This is a genomic window from Meridianimaribacter sp. CL38 (assembly GCF_004328055.1).
GTDB lineage: Bacteria > Bacteroidota > Bacteroidia > Flavobacteriales > Flavobacteriaceae > Gaetbulibacter_B > Gaetbulibacter_B jejuensis.
The window spans coordinates 728564-752461 of record NZ_QKWS01000001.1 but is presented as its reverse complement, the minus strand read 5'-3'; the positions used below and the strand labels follow the sequence as shown (position 1 = coordinate 752461).

The following is a 23898-nucleotide window of genomic DNA, read 5'->3' as shown; positions in this document are numbered from 1 at the left end:
TTAAAATATTTACCTTTGAAGTAATGAGCAATACATCACTAGAAATTCAGCTAAAAACCCTACCAAATCAACCTGGTGTATATCAGTATTTTGATAGTGATGGCAAGATTTTGTACATAGGTAAAGCCAAAAACTTAAAGAAACGTGTAAGCTCTTACTTCAATAAACAGCACGATTATGGTAAAACCAGAGTGTTGGTAAAAAAAATTGCAACTATAAAGCATATTGTTGTTGATACCGAAACCGATGCGTTGTTGCTGGAGAATAATCTTATTAAAAAATACCAACCTCGTTACAATGTTATGCTCAAAGACGACAAATCTTACCCATGGATTTGTATTAAGAATGAGCGTTTTCCAAGAGTGTTTTCTACCAGAAGAGTCATAAAAGATGGTAGTGAGTACTTTGGTCCTTATACAAGTATGAAGACAGTTTCTACATTGCTTAACCTTATAAAAGGGCTTTTTCAATTAAGAACTTGTAATTATGATTTGTCACAGGAAAAAATTGATGCCGATAAATATAAAGTATGTTTAGAATACCATTTAGGAAATTGCAAAGGTGCATGTGAAGGTTATGAAACTGAAACAGAGTATCACGCAAACATTGATGCTATAAAAGAAATTCTTAAAGGAAATTTTAAAGATTCGCTTTCGCAGTTTAAACAGCAAATGAAAGACTATGCTGAAGACATGCAGTTTGAAGAAGCACAGAAAATAAAAGAAAAGATTGAAGTTTTAGAAAACTACCAGTCAAAATCTACCATTGTCAATCCAAAAATTAGCAACGTTGATGTGTTTAGCATTGTAAGTGATGAATCTTATGGCTATGTCAATTTTTTACAATTATCTTATGGGTCAATTATTCGTTCGCATACATTAGAAATTAAAAAGAAACTTCAAGAAACTGATGTTGAGCTTTTAGAATTGGCAATTACCGAGTTAAGACAACGTTTTAATTCAAAGTCAAAAGAAATTTATGTGCCATTTAAGGTGAATATTGGAGAACATATAAAAACAACAATTCCTAAGCTAGGAGATAAAAAACACATTTTAGACCTGTCTCTTCGAAATGCCAAATATTACCGAATGGAACGCTTTAAGCAGGTAAAAATTACCGATCCTGATAGACATGTCAATAGGATTATGGCACAAATGAAAGCCGATTTGCGTTTAAGTGAAGAACCTAGACATATTGAGTGTTTTGATAACTCAAACATACAAGGAACCAATCCTGTTGCAGCTTGTGTTGTGTTTAAAGATGGTAAACCAAGTAAAAAAGATTACAGACATTTTAATATAAAAACAGTTGAAGGACCAGACGATTTTGCGTCTATGGAAGAAGTAGTGTTTAGACGATACAAGCGTTTGCTTGACGAAGATCAACCTTTACCTCAATTAATTGTTATTGATGGAGGAAAAGGACAACTCTCTTCTGCCTTAAAGAGTTTGGATGTTTTAGGGTTGAGAGGAAAAATAGCAATCATCGGAATTGCAAAACGTTTAGAAGAATTATTTTATCCAGATGATCCAATTCCCTTATATTTAGATAAAAAAAGTGAAACCCTAAAAATCATTCAACAATTACGTAACGAAGCACATCGTTTTGGAATAGAACACCACAGAAACAAACGTAGCAAAAGTGCTTTAAATACTGAGTTGGAAACCATTCCAGGAATTGGAGAAAAAACAGTTGTTGAGCTTTTAAAAACATTTAAATCGGCTCGTCGAGTATCTAATGCAAAGCTAGATGAATTAGAAGATGTAGTAGGTAAATCAAAAGCAGATAAAATTTATAATTACTATCATAATTAATGAAGCATATAATCTTAATAGCACTGATATTTTTTAATATATCACTTTATGCTCAAGAAAACGTAGAAGAAACCAAGCCTAAAATAGGTTTAGTGCTAAGTGGTGGTGGAGCAAAAGGGTTTGCACACATAGGTGTTTTAAAAGTTATTGATAGCTTAGGTATTAAAGTAGACCATGTTGCGGGAACCAGTATGGGAGCAATTATTGGATCATTGTATGCGTCTGGTTATACAGGAAAACAATTAGATTCAATTTTTAGAACTCTAAATTTTGATGATGTTATTAGCGATAATCTTCCGCGAGAAGCAAAAACATTTTACGAGCGCGATAATGCCGAAAAATATGCAGTGAGCTTACCGTTTGATAAATTTAAACTTAAGTTGCCTTCAGCAATTTCAAGAGGGCAAAATGTATATAATTTATTGACCTATTTAACGCTACATGTGAGTGAGGTTGATGATTTTCAAAAATTACCTATTCCGTTTTTTTGTATTGCTACTGATGTAGAAACTGGTAAGGAGGTAATTCTAGATAAAGGAAATTTAGCTAAAGCTATTACAGCAAGTGGAGCGTTTCCGTCTTTATTTCAGCCTGTTGAGATTGATGGGCAACTACTTATTGATGGAGGTGTAGTAAACAATTATCCTATTGATGAGCTTAGAGCCAAAGGGATGGATATAATTATTGGTGTTGATGTGCAAGATGGATTGGCTACAAGGGACGAGTTGACTTCAGCACCTGATATATTACTTCAAATCAATAATTACCGAACAATTAATGATATGAAGTCTAAAGTAAAGAAAACAGATGTTTACATAAAACCAGACATTAAAGACTTTACTGTAATTTCATTTAGTGAAGGAAGTCAAATTGTGGAAAATGGAGAATATGCTGCAAGTCAAAAGATTGATGAACTTGTGGCATTAGCAAAAACACATCAAAAATCAGTACAACACAAAGTAGTTAAATCACCAGATAGTATACTTATTAATTCAGTAAATTTTGATGGTAATAAACGCTACACGAGGTCGTATGTGCTAGGAAAGTTAAGATTAAAACAAAACTCTAAAGTAAGCTATGAAGATTTTAATAGTGGCGTAAATAATTTGGTTGCAACCAATAATTTTGATGCCTTTCAATACAAGTTCAAAAAGTCAAAAGACTCTGATGGTTACGATTTAGATGCAACCTTAAAGGAAAGTAAAGCAACTACGTTTTTAAAACTGGGTTTACATTATGACGATCTTTATAAAAGTGCAGCTTTAGTAAACATTACTAAAAAGCGATTTTTATTTGATAACGATGTAGCTTCTTTCGATTTTATTCTAGGAGATAATGTTAGATATAATTTTGAATATTTTATTGACAAAGGGTTTTACTGGAGTATTGGTTTAAGATCTAGATTTAACCAATTTCAAAAGGGAATTAGTGCACAATTATTGCTAGATGATGCTGAGCAAGACTTAACAGGAATCAATAAACTAGATGTAGAATTACAGGATCAAACCAATCAATTTTATTTACAAACCCTTTTCAGAAAAGACTTTGCATTTAGTATTGGAGCAGAGCATAAGCGTTTAAGAATTAAATCGGAAACGATAATCGACGATTTTCAAAGCGATGATGATGAGGTCATTTTTGAAAACACCGATTATTTAAGTTTGTTTGGAGGACTTAAGCTAGACACATATAGTAATAAGTATTTTCCAAAGAAAGGATTTTATTTTAATGGCGATTTTCATTTGTATTTACACGCTTCAAACTTTAACAAGGAGTTTTCTGAATTCTCAATAGCTAAAGCTGATATAGGATATGCGTTTAGTTTTTCTGATAAGTTTGCGGTAAACCTTTTATCACAAGGAGGCTTTAAAATTGGTGACGACTCTACCAAAACACTCGATTTTGCACTCGGTGGTTATGGTAATAACTTTATCAATAATTTTATTTCATTCTATGGGTATGAAAACATTGCCTTAACAGGTAATAGTTTTGTAAAAGGAACCATAACCTTAGACTATGAGTTATTTAAAAAACACCATATAATAGCTGCTGCTAACTATGCAAATATTGAAGATGGATTGTTTGAATCCGGAGAGTGGATTTCTAAGGTTGACTACAGTGGTTATGCCTTAGGTTATTCAGTAGAAACATTTTTAGGACCGCTTGAAGCAAAGTATACATGGTCTCCAGAGAACAATAAAAGCATTTGGGTCTTTAATATTGGGTTTTGGTTTTAATAATCGCTTAAATTTTTCGATATTTGAGGACATGAAACCATTTTGGGAAGACTTATTACTACACTTACATTTTCTCATCAAGAGAAACCCAGAATAATTAGGCTCTATTGTAATTTCTGCTTAGACAGAAATCTTATATTTTGTATCTTTATATAAATTAAATAACGACTGTTCTGTAACTTTAAACTTTTAATATCAGAACATTAAAATATAAAAAATGCCTTTTTATCATAAATTAGGGAAAATCCCACATAAACGACATACACAGTTTAGGAAACCAGATGGTAGCTTGTACTACGAGCAATTATTTGGAACCATCGGTTTTGATGGTATGTCCACCAATATGTATCACGAGCATAGGCCAACACAAGTCAAAGAGATAAAAAAACAATACAGTGTAGCGCCTAAAATTGCCAAAGCAAATAACATTCAATCCTATAGGCTTCACGGATTTAAAATTCCACAGATCAACGATTATCTCGAAAGCCGAAAAACGGTGTTAACCAATAGCGATTGTAGTATTATTTTAGCAGCACCAAAACAATCTACCAAAGAGTATTTTTACAAAAATACCGATGCCGACGAGCTTATTTTTGTGCATCGTGGTAGCGGAAAACTACGAACACATTTAGGAAATCTCGATTTTAAATATGGTGACTATTTGTTAGTACCAAGAGGAATCATCTATAAAATAGATTTCGATACCGAAGACAACCGTTTGTTTATTGTGGAGTCTCGTCGTCCAATTTACACGCCAAAACGGTATCGTAACTGGTTTGGGCAATTGTTAGAGCATTCGCCATTTTGTGAGCGCGATTTACGTCAACCGCAAGAATTGGAAACTCATAACGAAACAGGAGACTTTTTAATGAAAGTTAAAAAGCAAGGCGATATTTTTGATATGGTTTATGCTACTCATCCTTTTGATGTTGTTGGATACGATGGTTACAATTATCCGTACGCCTTTTCAATTCACGATTTCGAACCTATAACAGGTCGTGTGCACCAACCACCACCAGTACACCAAACCTTCGAGACCGATGCCTTTGTGGTATGCAGTTTTGTACCAAGGCTGTACGATTACCATCCAGAAGCAATTCCTGCACCTTACAACCATAGCAATATAGATAGCGATGAGGTATTGTATTACGTAGATGGCGATTTCATGAGCCGAAACGATATTGACGCAGGACATATTTCTCTGCATCCAGCAGGAATTCCGCATGGACCACATCCTGGAGCAACAGAGCGTAGCATTGGTAAGATAAAAACCGACGAGTTAGCAGTAATGGTTGATACATTTAAACCCTTACAAGTAACCGAAGACGCATTAAAAATAGCAGACGAAGATTATTTTAAATCTTGGTTAGAATAACATATTAATAAGAAGCTAATCCTGCTTTCGGCAGTCGCTTTAAAAACTGTCCTATCGAGCGCAGTCGAGATACAGTTTTTAAGAGCTCCAACAAACTGCCTCAATCAGGGCTAAAAAATAAATAAAATGAGCAAAAACATAGAATCAGTAAACTACGGACTGGAAAAAATATTTGAAGGCGCAGAAGACTTTCTACCTTTATTAGGAACCGACTACGTGGAATTTTACGTTGGTAATGCCAAACAAGCAGCACACTTTTACAAAACCGCTTTTGGGTTTCAATCTTACGCATACAAAGGGTTGGAAACAGGAAGTAAAGACACAGTATCTTATGTCTTAAAACAGGACAAAATACGATTGGTATTAACCACTCCATTAAACTCAAAACACCCAATTAACGACCATATTGTAAAACATGGCGATGGTGTAAAAGTAGTTGCCCTTTGGGTTGAAGATGCACGTAGTGCTTACGAAGAAACCACATCGCGTGGTGCAAAATCTTACATGGAACCAACAGTTGAAACCGATGAGTTTGGAGAAGTTGTAAGAGCAGGTATTTACACATATGGCGAAACCGTTCACATGTTTGTAGAACGTAAAAACTATAAAGGTCAGTTTATGCCAGGGTTTGTGAAATGGGAATCTGATTACAATCCAGAACCAGTTGGCTTAAAGTATATTGACCACATGGTTGGTAACGTAGGTTGGGGCGAAATGAATACTTGGGTAAAATGGTACGAAGACGTCATGGGCTTTGTAAATTTCTTGTCTTTTGATGACAAGCAAATCCACACCGAATATTCTGCTTTAATGAGTAAAGTAATGAGTAATGGTAATGGTCGCATTAAATTCCCAATAAACGAACCTGCTGAAGGAAAAAAACGCTCGCAAATTGAAGAATATCTAGATTTTTATGAAGGTCCAGGTGTTCAGCATATTGCTGTAGCTACAGATGATATCATAACAACAGTTTCGCAGTTGCGTTCTCGAGGTGTTGAGTTTTTATCTATTCCACCAGAAGAGTATTACAGAGCGGTTCCTGGTCGTTTAGAAGAATTTAGTCATGAATTACGTGAAGATATCGAAACGTTAAAAAGTTTAGGTATCATGATTGATGCTGATGAAGAAGGTTATCTATTACAAATATTCACAAAACCAGTAGAAGATAGACCAACGTTATTCTTTGAAATTATTCAACGTATGGGTGCAAGAGGTTTTGGAGCAGGAAACTTTAAAGCTTTGTTCGAATCCATTGAAAGAGAGCAAGAAAAGCGCGGAACATTATAACAAATGTTTAACAATTGCAGTATCAAAAAACTCCGCTAAAATATTGTGGAGTTTTTTTGTTTTAATACTTTTGGAACAGTAATTGTAATTTGTAGTTTATAACAATAAAATGTAAGCAAATAAGTTACATTTACAATCTTGTATAGATCATGAAAAAATTACTACTTATAATAGTTGCCCTGTCTTTTATGCAAACGTCTTTTGCTCAAGAGAAAACTGCATTTCAAGATGGAGAATGGTTTAAGTTTAGAATGAGTTACAGTGGCTTTTTAAAAGCTGGTAACGCAACATTAACAGTAGATGAAACTACCCTCAATGGTAAGCAAGTATACCATGTAGTTGGTAAAGGATGGACAACTGGAGCTATAAAGTGGTTTTTTAAAGTGAAAGATCGCTATGAAAGCTATTTTGATAAACAAACAGGACTTCCATATAAATTTATAAGAAAAATAGATGAAGGTGGTCACACAAAAGATATTGAAATAGACTTTGACCATAAAAAAAGGCAAGCTCATGTTGAAAATAAAAAACACAATACCAAAAAAGTAATTGCTACAGAGCAAGATGTACAAGATATGGTGTCTGCGTTTTATTTTTTACGTAACAACTATAAAACCGAATCTATAAAAGAAGGAGACATGGTCTCTCTTAATATGTTTTTTGATGAAGAAAACTTCAATTTTAAATTGAAATTTCTAGGAAGAGAAACTATAGATACTGAATTTGGAAAAGTAAAAACACTAATATTCAGACCATACGTTATGGCAGGACGAGTGTTTAAAGAACAAGAAAGTTTGACGCTTTGGGTAAGTGCAGACGAAAATAAAATACCATTAAAAATTAAAGCAGATTTAGCTGTAGGATCATTAAGAGCAGACTTAGAAGCTTTTAAAGGACTAAAGCACTCCTTTCAAGTACAATTTGATTAATACCATGTCTAACCAACAAGATTACGATACAATAATAGAAGCACTTCAACAGAAGTACAAAGCCATAAATCAAGATACCGAAGACCATTTATATGGTCTTTTGTACAGTAAACCCATTACTTATTGGGATTATATTCAAACCGATGCACTTTTAAGCCTACAAACGCAACGTACCACGTTACCAGATGAAATGGTGTTTATTGCTTATCATCAAATTAACGAGCTTATCTTTAAAATGATTTTGTGGGAAATTCAGCAAGTAGCCGAAAAAGAAGAATTAGATGCTACGTTCTTTGAAGGAAAAATAATGCGTATAAGTCGTTATTTTGATATGCTTACCACCTCATTCAATATTATGAGAGAAGGTATGGAAATAGAACAGTACATGAAGTTTAGATATACTTTAACACCTGCGAGTGGTTTTCAAAGTGCGCAATACAGATTGGTTGAATTTGCTTCAACCGAATTGATAAATTTAATTGACTATAGGTTTAGAGCCTCTATTGATCGAAATACACCTTACACACATGCTTTTGAGCATTTGTATTGGCAAGCAGCAGGTAAAGATTATAAAACTGGTAAAAAATCAACACTTTTAGTTAATTTTGAAAAACGCTACAAAGATGAGTTTTTAAGGTTTATGGAAAGTTATAATACCAAAAACCTTTGGACGCGTTTTAAAGAATTGCCTGAAAAAGATCAAAAAGATGAAGATCTTGTTAAGGCAATGAGACATTACGATTACACTGTAAACGTTACATGGGTTATGGCGCATTACAACGCTGCAAAACACTATATTGAAAGCGGCACAGGTGATGGCGAAGCTACTGGAGGAAGCGATTGGAAAAAATACATGCACCCAAAATATCAAAGACGTATATTTTTTCCTGAACTTTGGACCAAAGAAGAATTGGATAATTGGGGAATGGACGTATAAAATCAATCAAAATAATGCAATCAAAAAAATTATTAATAGCACTTTTAATTTTCACTTCAATTTTATCATGTAAGGATGATGAAAAAGAAAAAATTGAAGAAGCTCCGCTACAAACCTTTGTTGAACCTGAAGGAATTAAAGAGTTTGGGTTTAATCTTAACGATTATATTGTAAAAAGAGATACCATAAAATCAGGAGATAGTTTTGGTGTTATCTTAGAAAGAAACAATTTAGGATACCCTAAAATTTTTCAAATTGCCGAAAGAGCCAAAGACACTTTTGATATTACAAAATTACAGGTAGGAAAACCCTACACCTTGTTATGTGCTAAAGATTCTATACAAACGCCTAGGTGTTTTATTTATCAACCTAATAAAGAAGAATATGTGGTTGTGAATTTTCACGATTCCATTCATGCTTACACTAGCCGAAAACCAATAAAGTATGTCGAAAAAGTTGCTACAGGAACTATTTCTAGCAATATTTCAGAAGCTTTAGAAGAGCAAGGTTTAAGCCCTAGGTTAGCATTTAAAATGGCTGACGAAATATATGCTTGGACTATTGATTTTAGACGCTTACAACCAGGAGACAGGTTTAAAGTAATTTATACTGATAAGTATATTGATGACAGTATTTATGCAGGTGTGCATAATATTAAAGCTGCTTTTTTTGAGCATAACAAAGAGCCTTTTTACGCATTTCAGTTTGAAACAGATTCTACTAAAGGTATTAAAGATTACTTTAACGAAGAAGCCAAAAACCTAAGAAGAGCCTTTTTAAAAATGCCTGTTAAGTATGGTAGATTGTCTTCTCGCTATAATTTAAAAAGACGTATAGCCTATTACGGTTATAAAATTAGACCTCACAAAGGAACAGACTTTGCTGCTCCTGTTGGTACTGAAATTATGGCAACAGCAAATGGTACTGTAACTGAATCTAGACGAAAAGGAGGAAATGGTAATTATGTTAAGATTAGGCATAATGCAACCTACTCTACCCAATACTTGCACATGAGCAGACGAAAAGTTAAAGTAGGTGACTATGTAAAGCAAGGCGACGTTATCGGTTGGGTAGGAATGACAGGTAATACTGGAGGACCACACGTATGTTATCGTTTTTGGAAAAACGGAAAACAAGTAGATCCTTTTAGAGAAAAATTACCTGAAGCTGAACCAATTTCTGATAGCTTAAAGGTTAGATATTTAGAATACATAAAACCAATAAGAACCCAATTGGATAATATTCTATTTGAAGAACAAGAACCTGAAATCGAATTAGCAATAGAGGACGATATAATATCATAAGTATATAATGGCACTAAAAACAATCAACCCTACAACTACAAAATCTTGGAAAAAATTAGAAGAGCATTTTAACAATGTTAAAGATGTTCACATGAAGCAATGGTTTGCTCAAGATGCAGAAAGAGCAAATAAAATGACCATAAAATGGGAAGATTTTTATGTAGACTATTCTAAAAACAGAATAACTGAAGAAACGCTAAACCTTTTACTAGAGTTAGCTAATGAAGTTGATTTAAAAGATGCTATTTCAAAATATTTTGAAGGCGATATCATTAATGAAACCGAAGGAAGAGCGGTACTTCATACTGCTTTAAGAGCTCCAAAAACAGCTGAGGTTTTAGTAGGTGGAGAAAATGTTATCCCAGAAATTTATAGTGTTAAAGAAAAGATTAAAGATTTCACTAATAAAATTGTTAATGCCGAATTAAAAGGATATACAGGAAAAGCTTTTACTGATGTTGTAAACATTGGTATAGGTGGTTCCGATTTAGGTCCTGCAATGGTAGTCGATTCTTTGTCATATTATAAAAATCATTTAACAACGCATTTTGTAAGTAATGTAGATGGAGATCATGTTAATGAAGTTATCAAAAACTTAAATCCAGAAACAACACTATTTGTTATAGTGTCCAAAACATTCACCACACAAGAAACGCTTTCTAACGCAACAACTATTAGAAAATGGTTTTTAGAAAAAGCGCCAGATAATGCAGTTGCTAAACATTTTGTAGCTGTATCTACAAATATTGAAAAAGTAAAAGCTTTTGGTATTGACGAAAACAATATTTTCCCAATGTGGAATTGGGTAGGTGGTCGTTTTTCGCTTTGGAGTGCTGTAGGACTATCAATTAGTTTATCGGTTGGTTTTGAAAACTTTGATAAACTGCTTCAAGGAGCTCATAAAATGGATGAGCATTTCAAGACTGAAGACTTTGATAAAAACATACCTGTAATTGCAGGCTTGCTAAGTGTGTGGTACAATAACTTTTTTAATGTAGAAACCGAAGCGATTATCCCTTATACACAATACCTAAACCAGTTTGCTACCTATTTGCAACAAGGTATAATGGAAAGTAATGGAAAAAGTATTGACAGAAGCGGAGAACCTGTAAACTACCAAACAGGAACTATTATTTGGGGAGAACCAGGAACTAATTCACAGCACGCATTTTTTCAATTAATACATCAAGGTACAAAAATAATTCCTGCAGAATTTATAGGTTTTGCTGAATCTTTACACGGTAATCAAGACCATCAAGATAAGTTAATATCTAACTTTATTGCGCAAACTGAAGCCTTGTTAAATGGTAAATCAAAAGAACAAGTAATTGCTGAAGGTGCTCCTGAAAAATTAGTGCCTTTTAAAATATTTGAAGGTAACAAGCCTACAACTACAATTTTAATAAACCAATTAACACCTGAAAGCTTAGGAAAGCTAATTTCATTATACGAGCATAAAATATTCGTTCAAGGTGTAATTTGGAACATTTTTAGCTACGATCAGTTTGGTGTAGAGCTTGGTAAGCAACTGGCAAATGCAATTTTAAAAGACATTGACGAAAAAGAAATTGTTAATAAACACGATGCATCTACGCTTAACCTTTTAAAATTCTACAAAAATTTAACATAAAAATTGTTAAAAAGTTCTTGATAGTTTAAAGGCGTTAATAACTGATAACCTCAATATTATAGGTAACTTCTATCGGTTTAATTCTTAACATTTAGGTAATATATTATTTCCTTTAATGCGTAATTTTGCCAAAAAACTAATTCAAATTTTTTAATAATTCAGTATGAAAAAAATTACTCAATTTTTATCGATTGTCGTACTAATGCTTTTTACGACAATTGCTTTTTCACAAAGCACTATTACAGGTAAAGTTATTGGTTCAGACATGAATGAACCATTACCTGGAGCAAATGTTATTGAGAAAGGAACATCAAACGGAACAACAACAAACTTTGATGGAGAATTTTCAATTACAACTAAAGCATCTTCGGGTGAGATTACTATTACTTATGTTGGTTACACAACAAAGACTATTGCTTTTAATGGTAATCAAGATTTAGGTGAAATCATTTTACAATCTAGCGAAGTAGGTTTACAAGAAGTACAAATTATTGCTTCTGTAGCAGTAGACAGAAAAACACCTGTTGCTGTATCTACTGTTAAGGCTGCTGACATTGAGTTAAAATTAGGAACTCAAGAATTTCCTGAAGTATTAAAATCTACTCCAGGTGTATATGCAACTAAGTCTGGTGGTGGATTTGGTGACGGTCGTATTAACTTACGTGGGTTTACGTCTGAAAACGTAGCTGTAATGATTAATGGTGTACCAGTAAACGATATGGAGAATGGTCAAGTATACTGGAGTAACTGGGCTGGTTTATCTGATGTTACAAGCTCAATGCAAGTACAAAGAGGTTTAGGAGCTGCAAGAGTAGCTGTGCCTTCTGTTGGTGGAACTATCAACATTTTAACTAAAACTACTGATGTTGAAGCTGGTGGAAATTTTTACACAACTTTAGGTAACGATGGTTACAAGAAATTTGGAGTGACTTATTCTACTGGTTTAATGGATAACGGTTTTGCTGCAACAGTTTCTGCTTCTAAAACAGATGGTGAAGGATATGTAGATGGAACTCAATTTAATGCTGTTTCTTATTTTGTTAACTTATCTAAGCAAATTAATGACGCACACAAATTATCTTTCACAGCTTTTGGAGCTAAACAACGTCACGGTCAAAGACAAAACCGTCATACAATTGCAACTTATAGAGATAGCGAAAGAGGTAAAAAATACAACTCTGATTGGGGTTACAAAAATGGAGAAGTTGCTTTTATAGAAGATAACTTTTACCACAAACCACAAATATCTTTAAACCACTATTGGGATATAAATGATAACACTAGTCTTTCTACTGCAGCTTACGTTTCTTTTGGCTCTGGAGGAGGAGGAGGAACTCTTGGTAGCGATGGTGAAGTTGCTGGAGATGGTAGATCTAAATTTACTAGTGATGACTATCGAATAGGAGAGTTTGGTCCTTTAGATTTCGACAGAATAATTGACGAAAACATTGCTCTTGGAGCTAACGGTTCAACTGCAGCATTAAGAGCTTCTCGTAATGACCACAACTGGTTTGGAGTTATTTCTACATTAAAAACTAACCTTAACGATGATTTAGTACTTTTAGGAGGTTTAGACTTTAGAAATTATAAAGGTATTCACTTTAGAGAAGTAACTGATTTATTAGGAGGTCAATTCATTATCAACGAAGATAACGTAAACAACCCAACAGGAATTGCTAGAGTAGGTGATAAAATTTCTTACTATAACGATGGTCTTGTAGGTTGGGTTGGAGCTTTTGCTCAGTTAGAGTATGACGTTAATGAAAAATTCAACACATTTATTGCATTAAACGCGTCTAACACTTCTTACAAAAGAAAAGATTACTTCTTATACACTCCAGACGATCCATTAAGAGAGACTGATCGTTACAACTTCTTTGGTTTTGGAGCAAAAGGAGGTGCTAACTATAGACTTACTGATAACCACAACGTATTTGTTAACTTAGGATACTTTGAAAAAGCTGCCGATTTTGACGCTGTATTCCCTAACTTTAACAATGAGGAAATTAATGAGGATGCTGAAAACCAAAAAATTCTAAGTTTTGAGTTAGGATATGGATATAGAAGTGATAAGTTATCTGCAAATGTTAACTTATACAGAACAGCTTGGAGAGATAGAACAGAGACAATCGGTTTCCAATTAAATGAAGACGAAACAGGGTTTGCTAATATTTTAGGAATTAACGCTGTTCACCAAGGTATTGAGGTAGACTTTGTATATAGAGCTACTGATAAATTAGATATCACTGGTATGGCGTCTTTAGGAGACTGGAGATGGGAAGAAGATGTAACAGGTGTTCAAATCTTAAATGAAGAGCAAGAAGTGGTTGATACAGTAGACTTATATATCGAAGATACTCCTGTAGGAGATGCTGCTCAAACTACTTTAGCTTTAGGTATTAACTATAAATTTGGTGCTGATACTAGATTAATAGTAGATTATAATTATTTTGATCGTTTATATGCTGATTTTGACCCAAGTGATAGAGGTACTGAAGGTGCTCCAGATCCATGGGAAGTTCCAGCGTATGGTGTTTTTGATGCTGCATTAACTCACGGTTTCTCTTTTGGAGAGTTCGATGCTTCTTTAACAGCGAGAATAAACAACGTATTTGATACTGAATACATTGCTGATGCTTTAGACGGAACAGGTTCTAATGCTCAAACAGCACTTGTTTATTACGGATTTGGAAGAACATTTAGTGTAGGCGCAAAACTTAAATTTTAAAAAAATAGAACAATGAAAAGAATAGTTTATTTATTAACAATTGTAGGAATCATCTTTGTAGGATGTAATCCTATGGAAGACATCAATAATGAGATAGATGCAATTGACAACCCAGTTGTTGGAAATGCAGAATACACATTAACAGATGATGATTACGAAGATCTTGAACTAGGTTTTGGTAGCTTCGACTCTGAAGACCAAGCTAGAGAATTGTTACCAGATTTCCTTGCAGGATTATACCCATTTTGGGGAGATGGTTCATCAGTAGTAGTAGGGTACAACCTTTATGTTGGAAATGCTGAAGGTGTAAGTGATTTTACTGGAGCTGATATTTATGAATTCACAAATTCTGATTATGCTACAACAGGTAGTGATGCTTTTGGTTTTTATCCTAATGTAAATGCTACTAACGAAATTCCTGCAATATTAGATGCTCAAATAGCTAGTCCAACTGAAGGACAAATAGTTTTAGCTAAATACGATCAATATACAGAAACTCCTGAAGTAGGTTTAGCTGACTTAGTAGCTTACAACTTTGCAGGAAGCATGGAAGGATGGACTGTTGCTGAAGAATCAGGAGCTGATGATGTTTGGACTTCTCAATCAGGATATGTTCAAGGTAACGGATATTTTGGAACTCAAATAGCTAATGAAGAGTGGTTAGTATCGCCTTCAATTGATTTATCAGGAGAAAGTGATTTGAAATTCCAAATTACTCAAGAGTTAGATTTCGCTGGAGATACATCTTTAATCAAGATCTTAGTTTCAACTGATTATACTGATGATGTTTTAACTGCAACTTGGGATGAAATTACTTTAGCTAACCCAGCAACAGGAGATATGGCTTCTTCTGAAGATTATGATTTTTCAGCTTATGATGGAGAAACAATTAACGTTGCATTTAGATATGAGTCAACTGATAGTGATGCTGCTAGATGGAGAATTGCAAGTTTAAAAATTAAAACTCTTGGTGCAACAGGAGACACTAACTCTAAAGGAGAATACTTTATGTATTCTGGAGGTACTTGGGTAGCTGTTGAAGGTGTATACTATTTAAGTTCTGATGATTTTGATGCAATGGGAGAAGGTTCTGGTCAACCAGGTCAGTACGATAACTTTAGTAGTTCTGTATCACCAAACAACTACTTGCCAGCGTTTATGGAAATCACTTTCCCTTACGGTCAAGAAGATGAAGAAATGTTTATTATTTATGACTATTTCTCAAGTTCTACTGGAGCGCAAATTAGAGGAAACCTTTACACTGTAACTGACGGTGTTTGGACAGGTCACGAATCTACTATCGAAACAACTTTACAGTTTGGACATGATGGTACTGAGTGGCTACCTGATAACACAATTCAATACACATTAACAGGAACTGATTACTCTTACGTAGCAACAAATTATGCTGAAGTAGAAGGGTTTGAAGCTGCTGCAGGTAACTTAGCATCATTTGGTAACTTTAACAGAACTGGTGGTGGAACTAGCTGGAGTGATGAAATGATGTTTACTGTATTAACAGATTTATTAGCTAATGTTATTGCTCCTACTGCTGAAGAAGGTCAAAAATATGTATTAAGCTATGATGTATATGTTGGTAGTGGTGCAGTTGAATCTTTAAGCCTTATCAAAGAAGGTGGTGAGTGGATATTGAACGAATAATAACATATATCACTATAAAAAAACCGCTGAAGCATTTCAGCGGTTTTTTTTTATTTTATTGTCTCCATTTTATGGTTTCCATTATGTGCTTAATGTCGTTTTTTAAATACACAGCAGCAGGATAAATGGAGTCGTAATTAGGTTTTGCATAAAAGTAAAGTGACCCTGTTAAAAAGTGATTAATGCTATCAGTAACATAAAACTGAGATTGCGATGCAGCATTACCACCAACTTCGTAAAACATTCCAAAAACGCTTTGCTTTTCATTCTCATAAGGCTGTTCAACGATTTCATCAGCTTTACTAACATGTTTTAGAGTTAAACTTTGAGCATCTCTTAGTAAATTGTTTAAGTTGTCTTCGGTAACTTTTTTATAGGTAAGATAGATAGTTCCTTTCATTGAAGGATAGTTTATATCAATACCATAAGCATTTCTATTCTCGTCAATTTTTATTGAAGAAATACTATCAGAAAGTGTATTTTTTTCAAATGAAAACGGAAGAATAGTGTTTGTGCGCTTATACTCAGCAGCAGGATAATCTAAGCGAAGATAACCATTAGGTTTTGGTACTGGGTCATCACCACAAGACATGCATAAACTTGCTAAGACAGGTAAAATGAGCTTCTTCATTAATCTAATATTGTAAACTTTACTTGTTTTATTCTCTTTTTGTCAAGAGCTTCAATAGTGAAAACGTAGTTTTTGAAATTTATTTTACTTCTCACTCTTGGAAATATACCAGAAATCTCTAGGACAAAGCCTGCAACGGTTTCAGCTTCTCCTTTAAACTCTTCAAAGTCTGAGTCGTCTTCTAACGAGATAATTCTATAAAAATCCTTTAAAGGTGTTTTACCTTCAAACAAAAAGTTTTTATCATCAATTATGGTGTAAATAAGGTCTTCATCGTCAAACTCATCACTAATATCTCCAACTATTTCTTCAATAACATCTTCTAAAGAGACCAACCCTGATGTGCCTCCATACTCATCAACTACAACTGCAAGATGTACTTTTTTAGTTTGAAATTCAACCATTAAATCATCTAGTTTTTTATTCTCAGGAACAAAAAATGGTTCGCGTAGCAAACTGGTCCAATCAAACTGCTTTCGGTCAATATATGGCAATAAATCTTTTACATATAAAATACCTACAACAGTATCTATGCTTTCTTTGTAAACAGGAATTCTAGAATATCCATTTTTTACAATTTCAGGAATAATTTCGGAGTATTTCTGTTCAGAATTAAGCGCGAAAATATCCATTCTTGGTCGCATAACTTGTTTGGTGTCGGTGTTTCCAAAAGAAACGATTCCTTGTAATATTTTATGTTCTTCGGTAGTGGTGTCTTGTTCGCTAGTGAGTTCTAGAGCTTGTGAGAGCTGGTCTACACTAATGTTGGATTTTTGTTTTCCAAGCCTATTTTGAATAGTAATGGTAATAAAACGCATAGGCATACTCACAGGTGTAAAAACAACATCTAAAAAGCGCAAAGGAACAGCCATAAAAGATGAAAACTTTACCCTATTTCTGCTCGCATAAATTTTAGGAAGAATTTCACCAAATAGTAAAATTAAAAAGGTAATCACCACCACTTCTAATAAAAAACGTACCCAAGGGACTTGTATGCTATGAAATAAACTTTCTCCTAAATAAGCAAACAAGATTACAATACCAATGTTTATAAAATTGTTAGCAACAAGTATGGTTGCCAAAAGTTTTTTTGGGCGTTCCAAAAGGTTAGAAATTATATTGAAAGTGTTAGGTTTTTCGTCTAAACCTGTATCAATATCAGATCGTGTTAAAGAGAAAAAAGCAACTTCGGCTCCAGAGATAAGTGCAGAGCAAGTTAGCAAAACTACAAGCAGAATAATTCCCGAAATTAACGGAAGGTTTACTGAAATTAATGTTATTATTAAACTCGAGGGTTCAGGGTCCAATTCTAAAAAATTTGGTTAAACATAATTAAAATGGCAAATCATCATTATCATCAACCATTGGTTCAGAACTACTATTGGCAGTTGGTTGTGGTTTTTGTGGTTGAGGTGTAGGGTTGTTTTGTTGAGATTCACTTTTAGTAGTTAAAAATGTAAAGTCTGTACATTGTATTTCGGTTGAATACCTGTCCATGCCTTTATCGTCTTGCCACTTTCTGGTTTTTATACGACCCTCAACATAAATTCTATCACCTTTGGTTAAATATTTTTCGCAAATTTCAGCAGCTTTATTTCTAACCACTATATTATGCCATTCAGTATTAGTAACCCTTTCGTTAGTTTGCTTGTTGGTGTAGGTTTCGTTAGTAGCCAAAGGAAAACGACCAACACAATTTCCACCTTCAAAATAATGCAGTTTTACTTCATCTCCCAAATGCCCAATGAGCATTACTTTATTTAAGGTTCCAGACATAATTAAAATTAAAATTTAAGTTAGCAAAATTAGCCATTTTAAAATGACTTTTTTAAAAGTAATAAAAAAATATGAGTCTTTACTAAACAGGAAAATTAAAATCGTTTAAAAAGTTACTTATTAAAACTGGAGTAGGATAATTGTGTAACTCAGTAATATAAATTCCTTCTTCAGGCAAGGTGTCAACTTCAATGATCCAAAATTTAGTATGTAAATGTTGATGCGATAGTTTATGTATAATTTCAGTCTCATTATATAATGTAAAGTCATAACGCTGACCATTAAAAAAACCTTTAACCAAAGGATGTGTTTTAAAATCGTCAACACTTAAACTAGATTTAGTTTCAACTAAGGGAAATTGATAAAGGTTTTTCCATATTCCTTTACCTATTCGTTTATTGAAAACAGTTTTTTTATCAGAAGAGATACACACCAAAAAGTTAAAGTGCTTTTTACTTACTTTAGTTTTCTTGAGTTTAACAGGTAGTTTAGAAATGGTATCATTTTTTAAAGCTTCACAACTAGAGTTAAAAGGACAACGAGTACACTCAGGGTTTTTAGGCTTACATTGTGTAGCACCAAACTCCATTATGGCTTGGTTAAAATCAGCAGGATTATTGGTATCAATAAGCTCTGTTGCCAAAGCCTTAAAAGTTTTAAAGCCTTCGGTAGTATTTATTGGAGTCTCAATACCATAGTGTCTAGATAAAAATCGATATACGTTACCATCTACAACAGCAGTAGGTTCATTAAAACAAATTGAAGCTATTGCACTTGCGGTATAATCTCCTACACCTTTTAATTTAAGTAGCTCCTTGTATGTGTTAGGGAAAATCCCATTTAGTTCGTTTACAATATATTTTGCAGTGAAATGAAGATTTCGGGCTCTAGAGTAGTAACCTAAACCTTGCCATAGTTTTAAAACCTCTTCTTCGCTGGCATTAGCTAAGTCGAAAATAGTAGGAAAATTAGTAACAAAAGCTTCATAATATGGTAAACCTTGCTTAATTTGGGTTTGCTGCAAAATTATTTCCGATAACCAAATGTAATATGGGTTTTTGGTTTTTCGCCATGGAAGTTTGCGCTTATTTACTGAATACCAATTAGTTAAAATTTCTTTAAAATTCATTTAAATTTCTAAATATTGACAAAAATAAATCTTTACAACGTTAAATTTTAATTAATTAGGCTTGAAATATTGAAATTAAAATTCCTATATTTGCATCCCTTATAATTAATAGTAACCCAAAAATTAAATAACTATGACTAAAGCTGATATAGTAGCTAGAATTTCTGACAAGTTAGGAATTGAAAAAGGAGATGTACAAGCAACAGTAGAGACATTCATGGAAGAAGTAAAAACCTCATTAGAAGGTGGTGATAATGTTTACCTAAGAGGTTTTGGAAGTTTTATTATCAAAACAAGAGCAGAAAAAACAGGAAGAAACATTTCTAAGAATACAACAATTAAAATTCCTGCTCACAACATACCAGCATTTAAGCCTGCTAAAGTATTTGTAGAAGGTGTAAAGACAAATGTTGAAGTTAACTAAGACATTATAAAATAAATATTAATTAAAAAAGACAACAATTTATGCCAAGTGGTAAAAAAAGAAAAAGACACAAGGTAGCTACGCACAAGCGTAAAAAAAGACGTCGCGCTAATCGACACAAAAAGAAATAAAGTTGAAAAAGTAGTTTTTAAGCTACTTTTTCAATTTTTTAAAACTAACGTTCTTTGATATAAAATCCATAATACTTTACGTTTACCTTCGTAAAATATGGATTTAACGGATTTAACATCCTGTGTCAAAAAATAAAGTACAATCCATCTATCGTGGTCATTTATGACCATGGTGGATTTAAATTTACAATATGGAGAATGAATTGATTATAAGATCGAGTTCAGATATTGTTGATTTTGCCTTATTAAAAGATGGAAAACTTATTGAATTACATAAAGATGAAGAGGATAACAACTTCTCGGTTGGTGATGTGTTTATAGCCAAAATACGTAAAGTTGTTCCTGGTTTAAATGCTGCATTTGTTAATGTAGGTTATGAAAAAGATGCATTTTTGCATTATCATGATTTAGGACCAAAATTACCTTCACTTTTAAAATTCGTAAAACGTGTAAGCACAGGAAAACACACAGATTTTTTACTCAAAAACTTTCAGTTTGAAAAAGATATTGATAAAAACGGAAGCGTTACTAACGCTTTAAAGTCCAATCAATCAATATTAGTACAAATTGTAAAAGAACCAATTTCAACCAAAGGACCTCGCATTAGTAGTGAGTTGTCCATAGCTGGTCGTTATATTGTTTTAGTACCATTTTCTGATAGAATTTCAATTTCTCAAAAAATTGAATCGAGAGAAGAAAAAGATCGTTTAAAACGATTGGTAAAAAGTATAACACCTAAAGGTTTTGGAGTTATAGTTCGTACTGTAGCTGAAGGACAAAAAGTTGCAGAGCTAGATAGAGATTTACAAAACTTACTATCTAGATGGAAAGCAATGTGTAAAAAACTTAACAAAGCACATCACCCAAGCAAAGTACTTGGAGAAATGAATAAAGCCTCTTCTATTTTAAGAGATATATTTAATGATTCATTTTCTAGTATTGTTGTGGATGATGAAGAGTTGTACGTACAAATTAAAGATTATGTGCAAGAAATTGCACCAAAAAAAGAGTCTATAGTAAAGATGTACAAAAATGGCGTACCAGTTTTTGAAAAATTTGGTATAGAACGTCAAATAAAAACATCTTTTGGACGCACAGTATCAATGGCAAAAGGTGCCTACTTGGTTATTGAACATACCGAAGCACTACATGTTATTGATGTAAACAGTGGTAATCGATCTAACAAAGAAAAAAACCAAGAAGACACTGCTCTTGAAGTTAATATGATATCAGCATCTGAAATTGCTCGACAATTGCGTTTACGCGATATGGGAGGAATTATTGTAGTTGATTTTATTGATATGAACAAAGCAGAAAACCGAAAAACACTGTACAATCATCTTCGCGAAGAAATGAAAGATGATAAAGCAAAACATAAGATATTACCTCCGAGCAAGTTTGGGCTAGTACAAATTACCAGACAGCGTGTACGTCCGGAAAGGAATATTAAAACTAAAGAAGAAAACCCTAATGGTAATAATGGTGACGAAATTGAAGCACCAATTAAAATTGTGAATAAAATTACACAAGACCTTGAAAGGATTTTCAATAAAGACTATAAAAAGGTGACTTTAAACACACATCCTTTTATAGCAGCCTTTTTAACTAAAGGTTTTCCATCCATTAGAACAAAATGGTTTATGGAACATAAAAAATGGGTAAAAGTGTTACCTAGAGATGCTTACACATATCTTGAATATCATTTTTTTGACAAAAATGGTAAGGAAATCAAATAATATCTAAAACCCCTTTTCACTATCGTGGAAAGGGGTTTTTGTTTTTTAACATTTGTTAAATGTCAAGGTGCTGGGTTAGGTATTTCAGCATGTACTTGGTCTATTCCTTTAAGGATATCATCAGTTAATGTGATGTGTATACTGTCAATGTTTTCCTGTAACTGTTTGGTACTGGTTGCTCCAATAATATTGCTGGTTACAAAAGGACGTTGTGTTACAAATGCCAAAGCCATTTGAGCTAATGACATGTTGTGGTCTTCAGCAATTTTTAAATATCGCTTTGTAGCTTCGGTGGATTGTGCGCTACTGTATCTTGCAAATCTTGGAAAGAGATTTAATCGCGCGTTTTCGTCATCTTGACCTTTTATGTACTTACCAGATAATACACCAAATGCCATTGGCGAGTAGGCTAAAAGTCCAATATTTTCACGTAATGAAATTTCAGCTAAGTCACCTTCAAAGGTTCTGTTCAATAATGAATAGGCATTTTGTATGGTGATCATTCGTGGTAAATCATGAGTTTTAGAGGCTTCTAAATAACGCATAGTTCCCCAAGCTTTTTCGTTTGAAATACCAGCATGTCTAACTTTTCCAGACTTGATAATATCGTCTAAAGTTTCTAAAACGTCATGAAAATTATCACTCCACGCATCAGCAGAATTGTGTTTATAATCTCTTATACCAAAGGTATTTGTTTGACGCTCTGGCCAATGCAGTTGAAACAAATCAATATAGTCGGTCTTTAATCGTTTTAAACTATTTTCAACCGCTTCATGCAGTGCGTTTTTACTAAACCCATTAGTTCTTATATGTGCTGTGTAATCTCCTGGTCCAGCAATTTTACTTGCTAAAATAACCTTGTCTCTATTACCAGTTTTTTCAAACCAGTTTCCTATAATTATTTCGGTGTGCGCATAACGTTCAGGTGTTGCTGGTACAGGATATAATTCGGCAGTATCAAAAAAGTTTATGCCATGGTCTAAAGCCATATCCATTTGTGCAAAGCCTTCGTCTTGGGTGTTTTGATTTCCCCAAGTCATTGTGCCCAAACATAGTTTGCTCACTTTTATATCAGTATTTGGGAGTGTAGTGTATTTCATTTTGCTTTTCTTGTCATGCTGAACTTGATTCAGCATCTAATTAAAACTTTTTTCTGATAAAGGATTCCTGCTTTCGCAGGAATGTCGATTAAATGTCATTCAATAACTTAGAAATCTCGTCTAACTTTGGTGTTAAAATTACTTCAATTCTTCTGTTCTTCGCTTTTCCTTCAGCAGTATCATTGCTTGCAACAGGTGCAAACTCTCCACGTCCTGCAGCAGTTAAATTTTCAGGGTTTATTGAAGGGTTTTCTCTTAAAATAGTAACGATAGCAGTTGCTCGTTTTGTTGATAAGTCCCAGTTACCACTAAGTTGACCACTACCTGTATATGGAACATTATCAGTATGTCCTTCAATAAGGATAGCAATTTCAGGGTTCTCAGCTAAAACGCTACCAAGTTGTTTTACAGCTTCTCGTCCGTTAGCACCAACAGCCCAACTACCAGATTGGAACAACAGCTTATTTTCCATAGATACATATACTTTTCCGTCGCGTTGCTCAACAGTTAAGCCTTTACCTTCAAAGTTGGTTAACGCTTTTGAAATAGCGTCTTTTAATCGTGTCATGGCAGCATCTTTAGAGGCTATAACATTTTCAAGTTCAGCTACACGTTGCGATCTACTTTCCAGTTCTTTTTTTAATTTCTCTAAACGTTCGTTTTCTGCAGCAAGAGCTTGTTCTTTAGCTTCTAATTGCGCTAACAGTTCTCTATTCTTTTTAGAGTTTGCTGCAATAGCTGAAGAGCTGTTTTTCTCTAATGCATCATAAGATTCTTTTAAGTTGTCGAGATTGGTTTTTGTAGCGTCATAATCGGTTTGCAATTTATCACGCTGAGCAACAGTTGCGTCGTAATCTTTTTTAAGTTTTGCCAAATCGTTTTGAGCTTTGTTTAAAGCATCAGACAAACTTTTGTTCTCACTGGATAACGCTCTGTTTTCCTTTTTTAAATCGGCATATTTGTTTTCTAAATCAGTATAGATTTTTTTAGATACACATGATGTTGTTAAGGTTAGTGTAAGTGCTATTAACGACAATTTTTTAAGCATAGATATTTTTTGTTTATTTG

General features: G+C 33.6%; 18 protein-coding genes. 12 read left to right on the top strand and 6 right to left on the bottom strand.

Annotated elements, in window-relative coordinates; translation table 11 throughout:
- Window positions 1-23: 23 nt before the first annotated feature.
- From uvrC to DMZ43_RS03380, 10 genes are all read left to right on the top strand, one after another.
- Complete coding sequence (gene uvrC / locus DMZ43_RS03425) at window positions 24-1814, top strand: excinuclease ABC subunit UvrC (protein WP_131506225.1); 1791 nt, start codon at window positions 24-26, stop codon at window positions 1812-1814.
- A complete protein-coding gene (locus tag DMZ43_RS03420; protein ID WP_131506224.1) occupies window positions 1814-4051 on the top strand; it encodes a patatin-like phospholipase family protein in 2238 nt (745 codons plus the stop codon). The genes uvrC and DMZ43_RS03420 overlap by 1 nt, the downstream gene beginning before the upstream one ends.
- Before the next feature lie 217 nt (window positions 4052-4268).
- Window positions 4269-5426: a homogentisate 1,2-dioxygenase gene (locus tag DMZ43_RS03415; RefSeq protein WP_131506223.1), complete on the top strand. Its 1158-nt coding sequence runs from the start codon at window positions 4269-4271 to the stop codon at window positions 5424-5426.
- A gap of 126 nt (window positions 5427-5552) precedes the next feature.
- Entirely contained in the window at window positions 5553-6713 is a 1161-nt protein-coding gene (gene hppD, locus DMZ43_RS03410) for a 4-hydroxyphenylpyruvate dioxygenase (RefSeq protein WP_131506222.1), read from the top strand.
- A gap of 149 nt (window positions 6714-6862) precedes the next feature.
- Window positions 6863-7642: a DUF3108 domain-containing protein gene (locus DMZ43_RS03405; protein WP_131506221.1), complete on the top strand. Its 780-nt coding sequence runs from the start codon at window positions 6863-6865 to the stop codon at window positions 7640-7642.
- Window positions 7643-7646: 4 nt separating this feature from the next.
- Window positions 7647-8579 carry a tryptophan 2,3-dioxygenase family protein gene (locus tag DMZ43_RS03400; RefSeq protein ID WP_131506220.1) on the top strand — a complete coding sequence of 311 codons (933 nt, stop codon included), beginning with the start codon at window positions 7647-7649 and terminating at the stop codon, window positions 8577-8579.
- A gap of 14 nt (window positions 8580-8593) precedes the next feature.
- The gene (locus tag DMZ43_RS03395) at window positions 8594-9883 is read left to right on the top strand and encodes a peptidoglycan DD-metalloendopeptidase family protein (RefSeq protein WP_131506219.1); all 1290 of its coding nucleotides are present in this window, start codon (window positions 8594-8596) and stop codon (window positions 9881-9883) included.
- A 7-nt stretch (window positions 9884-9890) separates the two neighbouring features.
- The gene (gene pgi / locus DMZ43_RS03390) at window positions 9891-11513 is read left to right on the top strand and encodes a glucose-6-phosphate isomerase (protein ID WP_131506218.1); all 1623 of its coding nucleotides are present in this window, start codon (window positions 9891-9893) and stop codon (window positions 11511-11513) included.
- A 163-nt stretch (window positions 11514-11676) separates the two neighbouring features.
- On the top strand, window positions 11677-14241 hold the full coding sequence (locus DMZ43_RS03385; protein ID WP_131506217.1) for a TonB-dependent receptor domain-containing protein: 2565 nt from the start codon (window positions 11677-11679) through the stop codon (window positions 14239-14241).
- A 12-nt stretch (window positions 14242-14253) separates the two neighbouring features.
- Window positions 14254-15903, top strand: coding sequence for a choice-of-anchor J domain-containing protein (locus tag DMZ43_RS03380; RefSeq protein WP_131506216.1), 1650 nt, complete (start codon window positions 14254-14256; stop codon window positions 15901-15903).
- Window positions 15904-15958: 55 nt separating this feature from the next.
- Here DMZ43_RS03380 and gldD read toward each other — a convergent pair whose 3' ends face one another.
- The 4 genes from gldD to mutY form a co-directional block, all read right to left on the bottom strand.
- Window positions 15959-16534 (bottom strand): gliding motility lipoprotein GldD, encoded by a 576-nt coding sequence (gene gldD, locus DMZ43_RS03375; protein WP_131506215.1) that lies wholly within the window; start codon window positions 16532-16534, stop codon window positions 15959-15961.
- Complete coding sequence (locus tag DMZ43_RS03370) at window positions 16534-17841, bottom strand: gliding motility-associated protein GldE (protein ID WP_129759571.1); 1308 nt, start codon at window positions 17839-17841, stop codon at window positions 16534-16536. Before DMZ43_RS03370 ends, gldD begins: the two co-directional genes overlap by 1 nt.
- Window positions 17842-17866: 25 nt before the next feature.
- Entirely contained in the window at window positions 17867-18310 is a 444-nt protein-coding gene (locus DMZ43_RS03365; protein ID WP_131506214.1) for a single-stranded DNA-binding protein, read from the bottom strand.
- A gap of 82 nt (window positions 18311-18392) precedes the next feature.
- Window positions 18393-19439 carry an A/G-specific adenine glycosylase gene (mutY, locus tag DMZ43_RS03360; protein ID WP_131506213.1) on the bottom strand — a complete coding sequence of 349 codons (1047 nt, stop codon included), beginning with the start codon at window positions 19437-19439 and terminating at the stop codon, window positions 18393-18395.
- A 133-nt stretch (window positions 19440-19572) separates the two neighbouring features.
- Here mutY and DMZ43_RS03355 point away from each other — a divergent pair, with 133 nt between their 5' ends.
- The gene (locus tag DMZ43_RS03355; RefSeq protein WP_129759568.1) at window positions 19573-19863 is read left to right on the top strand and encodes an HU family DNA-binding protein; all 291 of its coding nucleotides are present in this window, start codon (window positions 19573-19575) and stop codon (window positions 19861-19863) included.
- Between the two features lie 322 nt (window positions 19864-20185).
- Window positions 20186-21730, top strand: coding sequence for a ribonuclease E/G (locus DMZ43_RS03350; protein ID WP_131506212.1), 1545 nt, complete (start codon window positions 20186-20188; stop codon window positions 21728-21730).
- 62 nt (window positions 21731-21792) lie between these two features.
- On the opposite strand, the gene DMZ43_RS03345 is transcribed toward DMZ43_RS03350, so the two are convergent.
- A complete protein-coding gene (locus DMZ43_RS03345) occupies window positions 21793-22830 on the bottom strand; it encodes an aldo/keto reductase (RefSeq protein WP_131506211.1) in 1038 nt (345 codons plus the stop codon).
- A gap of 88 nt (window positions 22831-22918) precedes the next feature.
- Entirely contained in the window at window positions 22919-23878 is a 960-nt protein-coding gene (locus DMZ43_RS03340; protein WP_131506210.1) for an OmpA family protein, read from the bottom strand.
- Window positions 23879-23898 lie beyond the last annotated feature (20 nt).

What these genes read in the sequence shown, in the direction of transcription:
- DMZ43_RS03350 (WP_131506212.1), top strand. Translation starts at nt 20,186, where the DNA reads ATGGAGAATGAATTGATTATAAGATCGAGTTCAGATATTGTTGATTTT.
- DMZ43_RS03415 (WP_131506223.1), top strand. Translation starts at nt 4,269, where the DNA reads ATGCCTTTTTATCATAAATTAGGGAAAATCCCACATAAACGACATACA.
- DMZ43_RS03420 (WP_131506224.1), top strand. Translation starts at nt 1,814, where the DNA reads ATGAAGCATATAATCTTAATAGCACTGATATTTTTTAATATATCACTT.
- DMZ43_RS03405 (WP_131506221.1), top strand. Translation starts at nt 6,863, where the DNA reads ATGAAAAAATTACTACTTATAATAGTTGCCCTGTCTTTTATGCAAACG.
- DMZ43_RS03345 (WP_131506211.1), bottom strand. Translation starts at nt 22,830, where the DNA reads ATGAAATACACTACACTCCCAAATACTGATATAAAAGTGAGCAAACTA.
- DMZ43_RS03400 (WP_131506220.1), top strand. Translation starts at nt 7,647, where the DNA reads ATGTCTAACCAACAAGATTACGATACAATAATAGAAGCACTTCAACAG.
- hppD (WP_131506222.1), top strand. Translation starts at nt 5,553, where the DNA reads ATGAGCAAAAACATAGAATCAGTAAACTACGGACTGGAAAAAATATTT.
- DMZ43_RS03380 (WP_131506216.1), top strand. Translation starts at nt 14,254, where the DNA reads ATGAAAAGAATAGTTTATTTATTAACAATTGTAGGAATCATCTTTGTA.
- pgi (WP_131506218.1), top strand. Translation starts at nt 9,891, where the DNA reads ATGGCACTAAAAACAATCAACCCTACAACTACAAAATCTTGGAAAAAA.
- DMZ43_RS03340 (WP_131506210.1), bottom strand. Translation starts at nt 23,878, where the DNA reads ATGCTTAAAAAATTGTCGTTAATAGCACTTACACTAACCTTAACAACA.
- DMZ43_RS03395 (WP_131506219.1), top strand. Translation starts at nt 8,594, where the DNA reads ATGCAATCAAAAAAATTATTAATAGCACTTTTAATTTTCACTTCAATT.
- mutY (WP_131506213.1), bottom strand. Translation starts at nt 19,439, where the DNA reads ATGAATTTTAAAGAAATTTTAACTAATTGGTATTCAGTAAATAAGCGC.
- gldD (WP_131506215.1), bottom strand. Translation starts at nt 16,534, where the DNA reads ATGAAGAAGCTCATTTTACCTGTCTTAGCAAGTTTATGCATGTCTTGT.
- uvrC (WP_131506225.1), top strand. Translation starts at nt 24, where the DNA reads ATGAGCAATACATCACTAGAAATTCAGCTAAAAACCCTACCAAATCAA.
- DMZ43_RS03385 (WP_131506217.1), top strand. Translation starts at nt 11,677, where the DNA reads ATGAAAAAAATTACTCAATTTTTATCGATTGTCGTACTAATGCTTTTT.
- DMZ43_RS03365 (WP_131506214.1), bottom strand. Translation starts at nt 18,310, where the DNA reads ATGTCTGGAACCTTAAATAAAGTAATGCTCATTGGGCATTTGGGAGAT.
- DMZ43_RS03355 (WP_129759568.1), top strand. Translation starts at nt 19,573, where the DNA reads ATGACTAAAGCTGATATAGTAGCTAGAATTTCTGACAAGTTAGGAATT.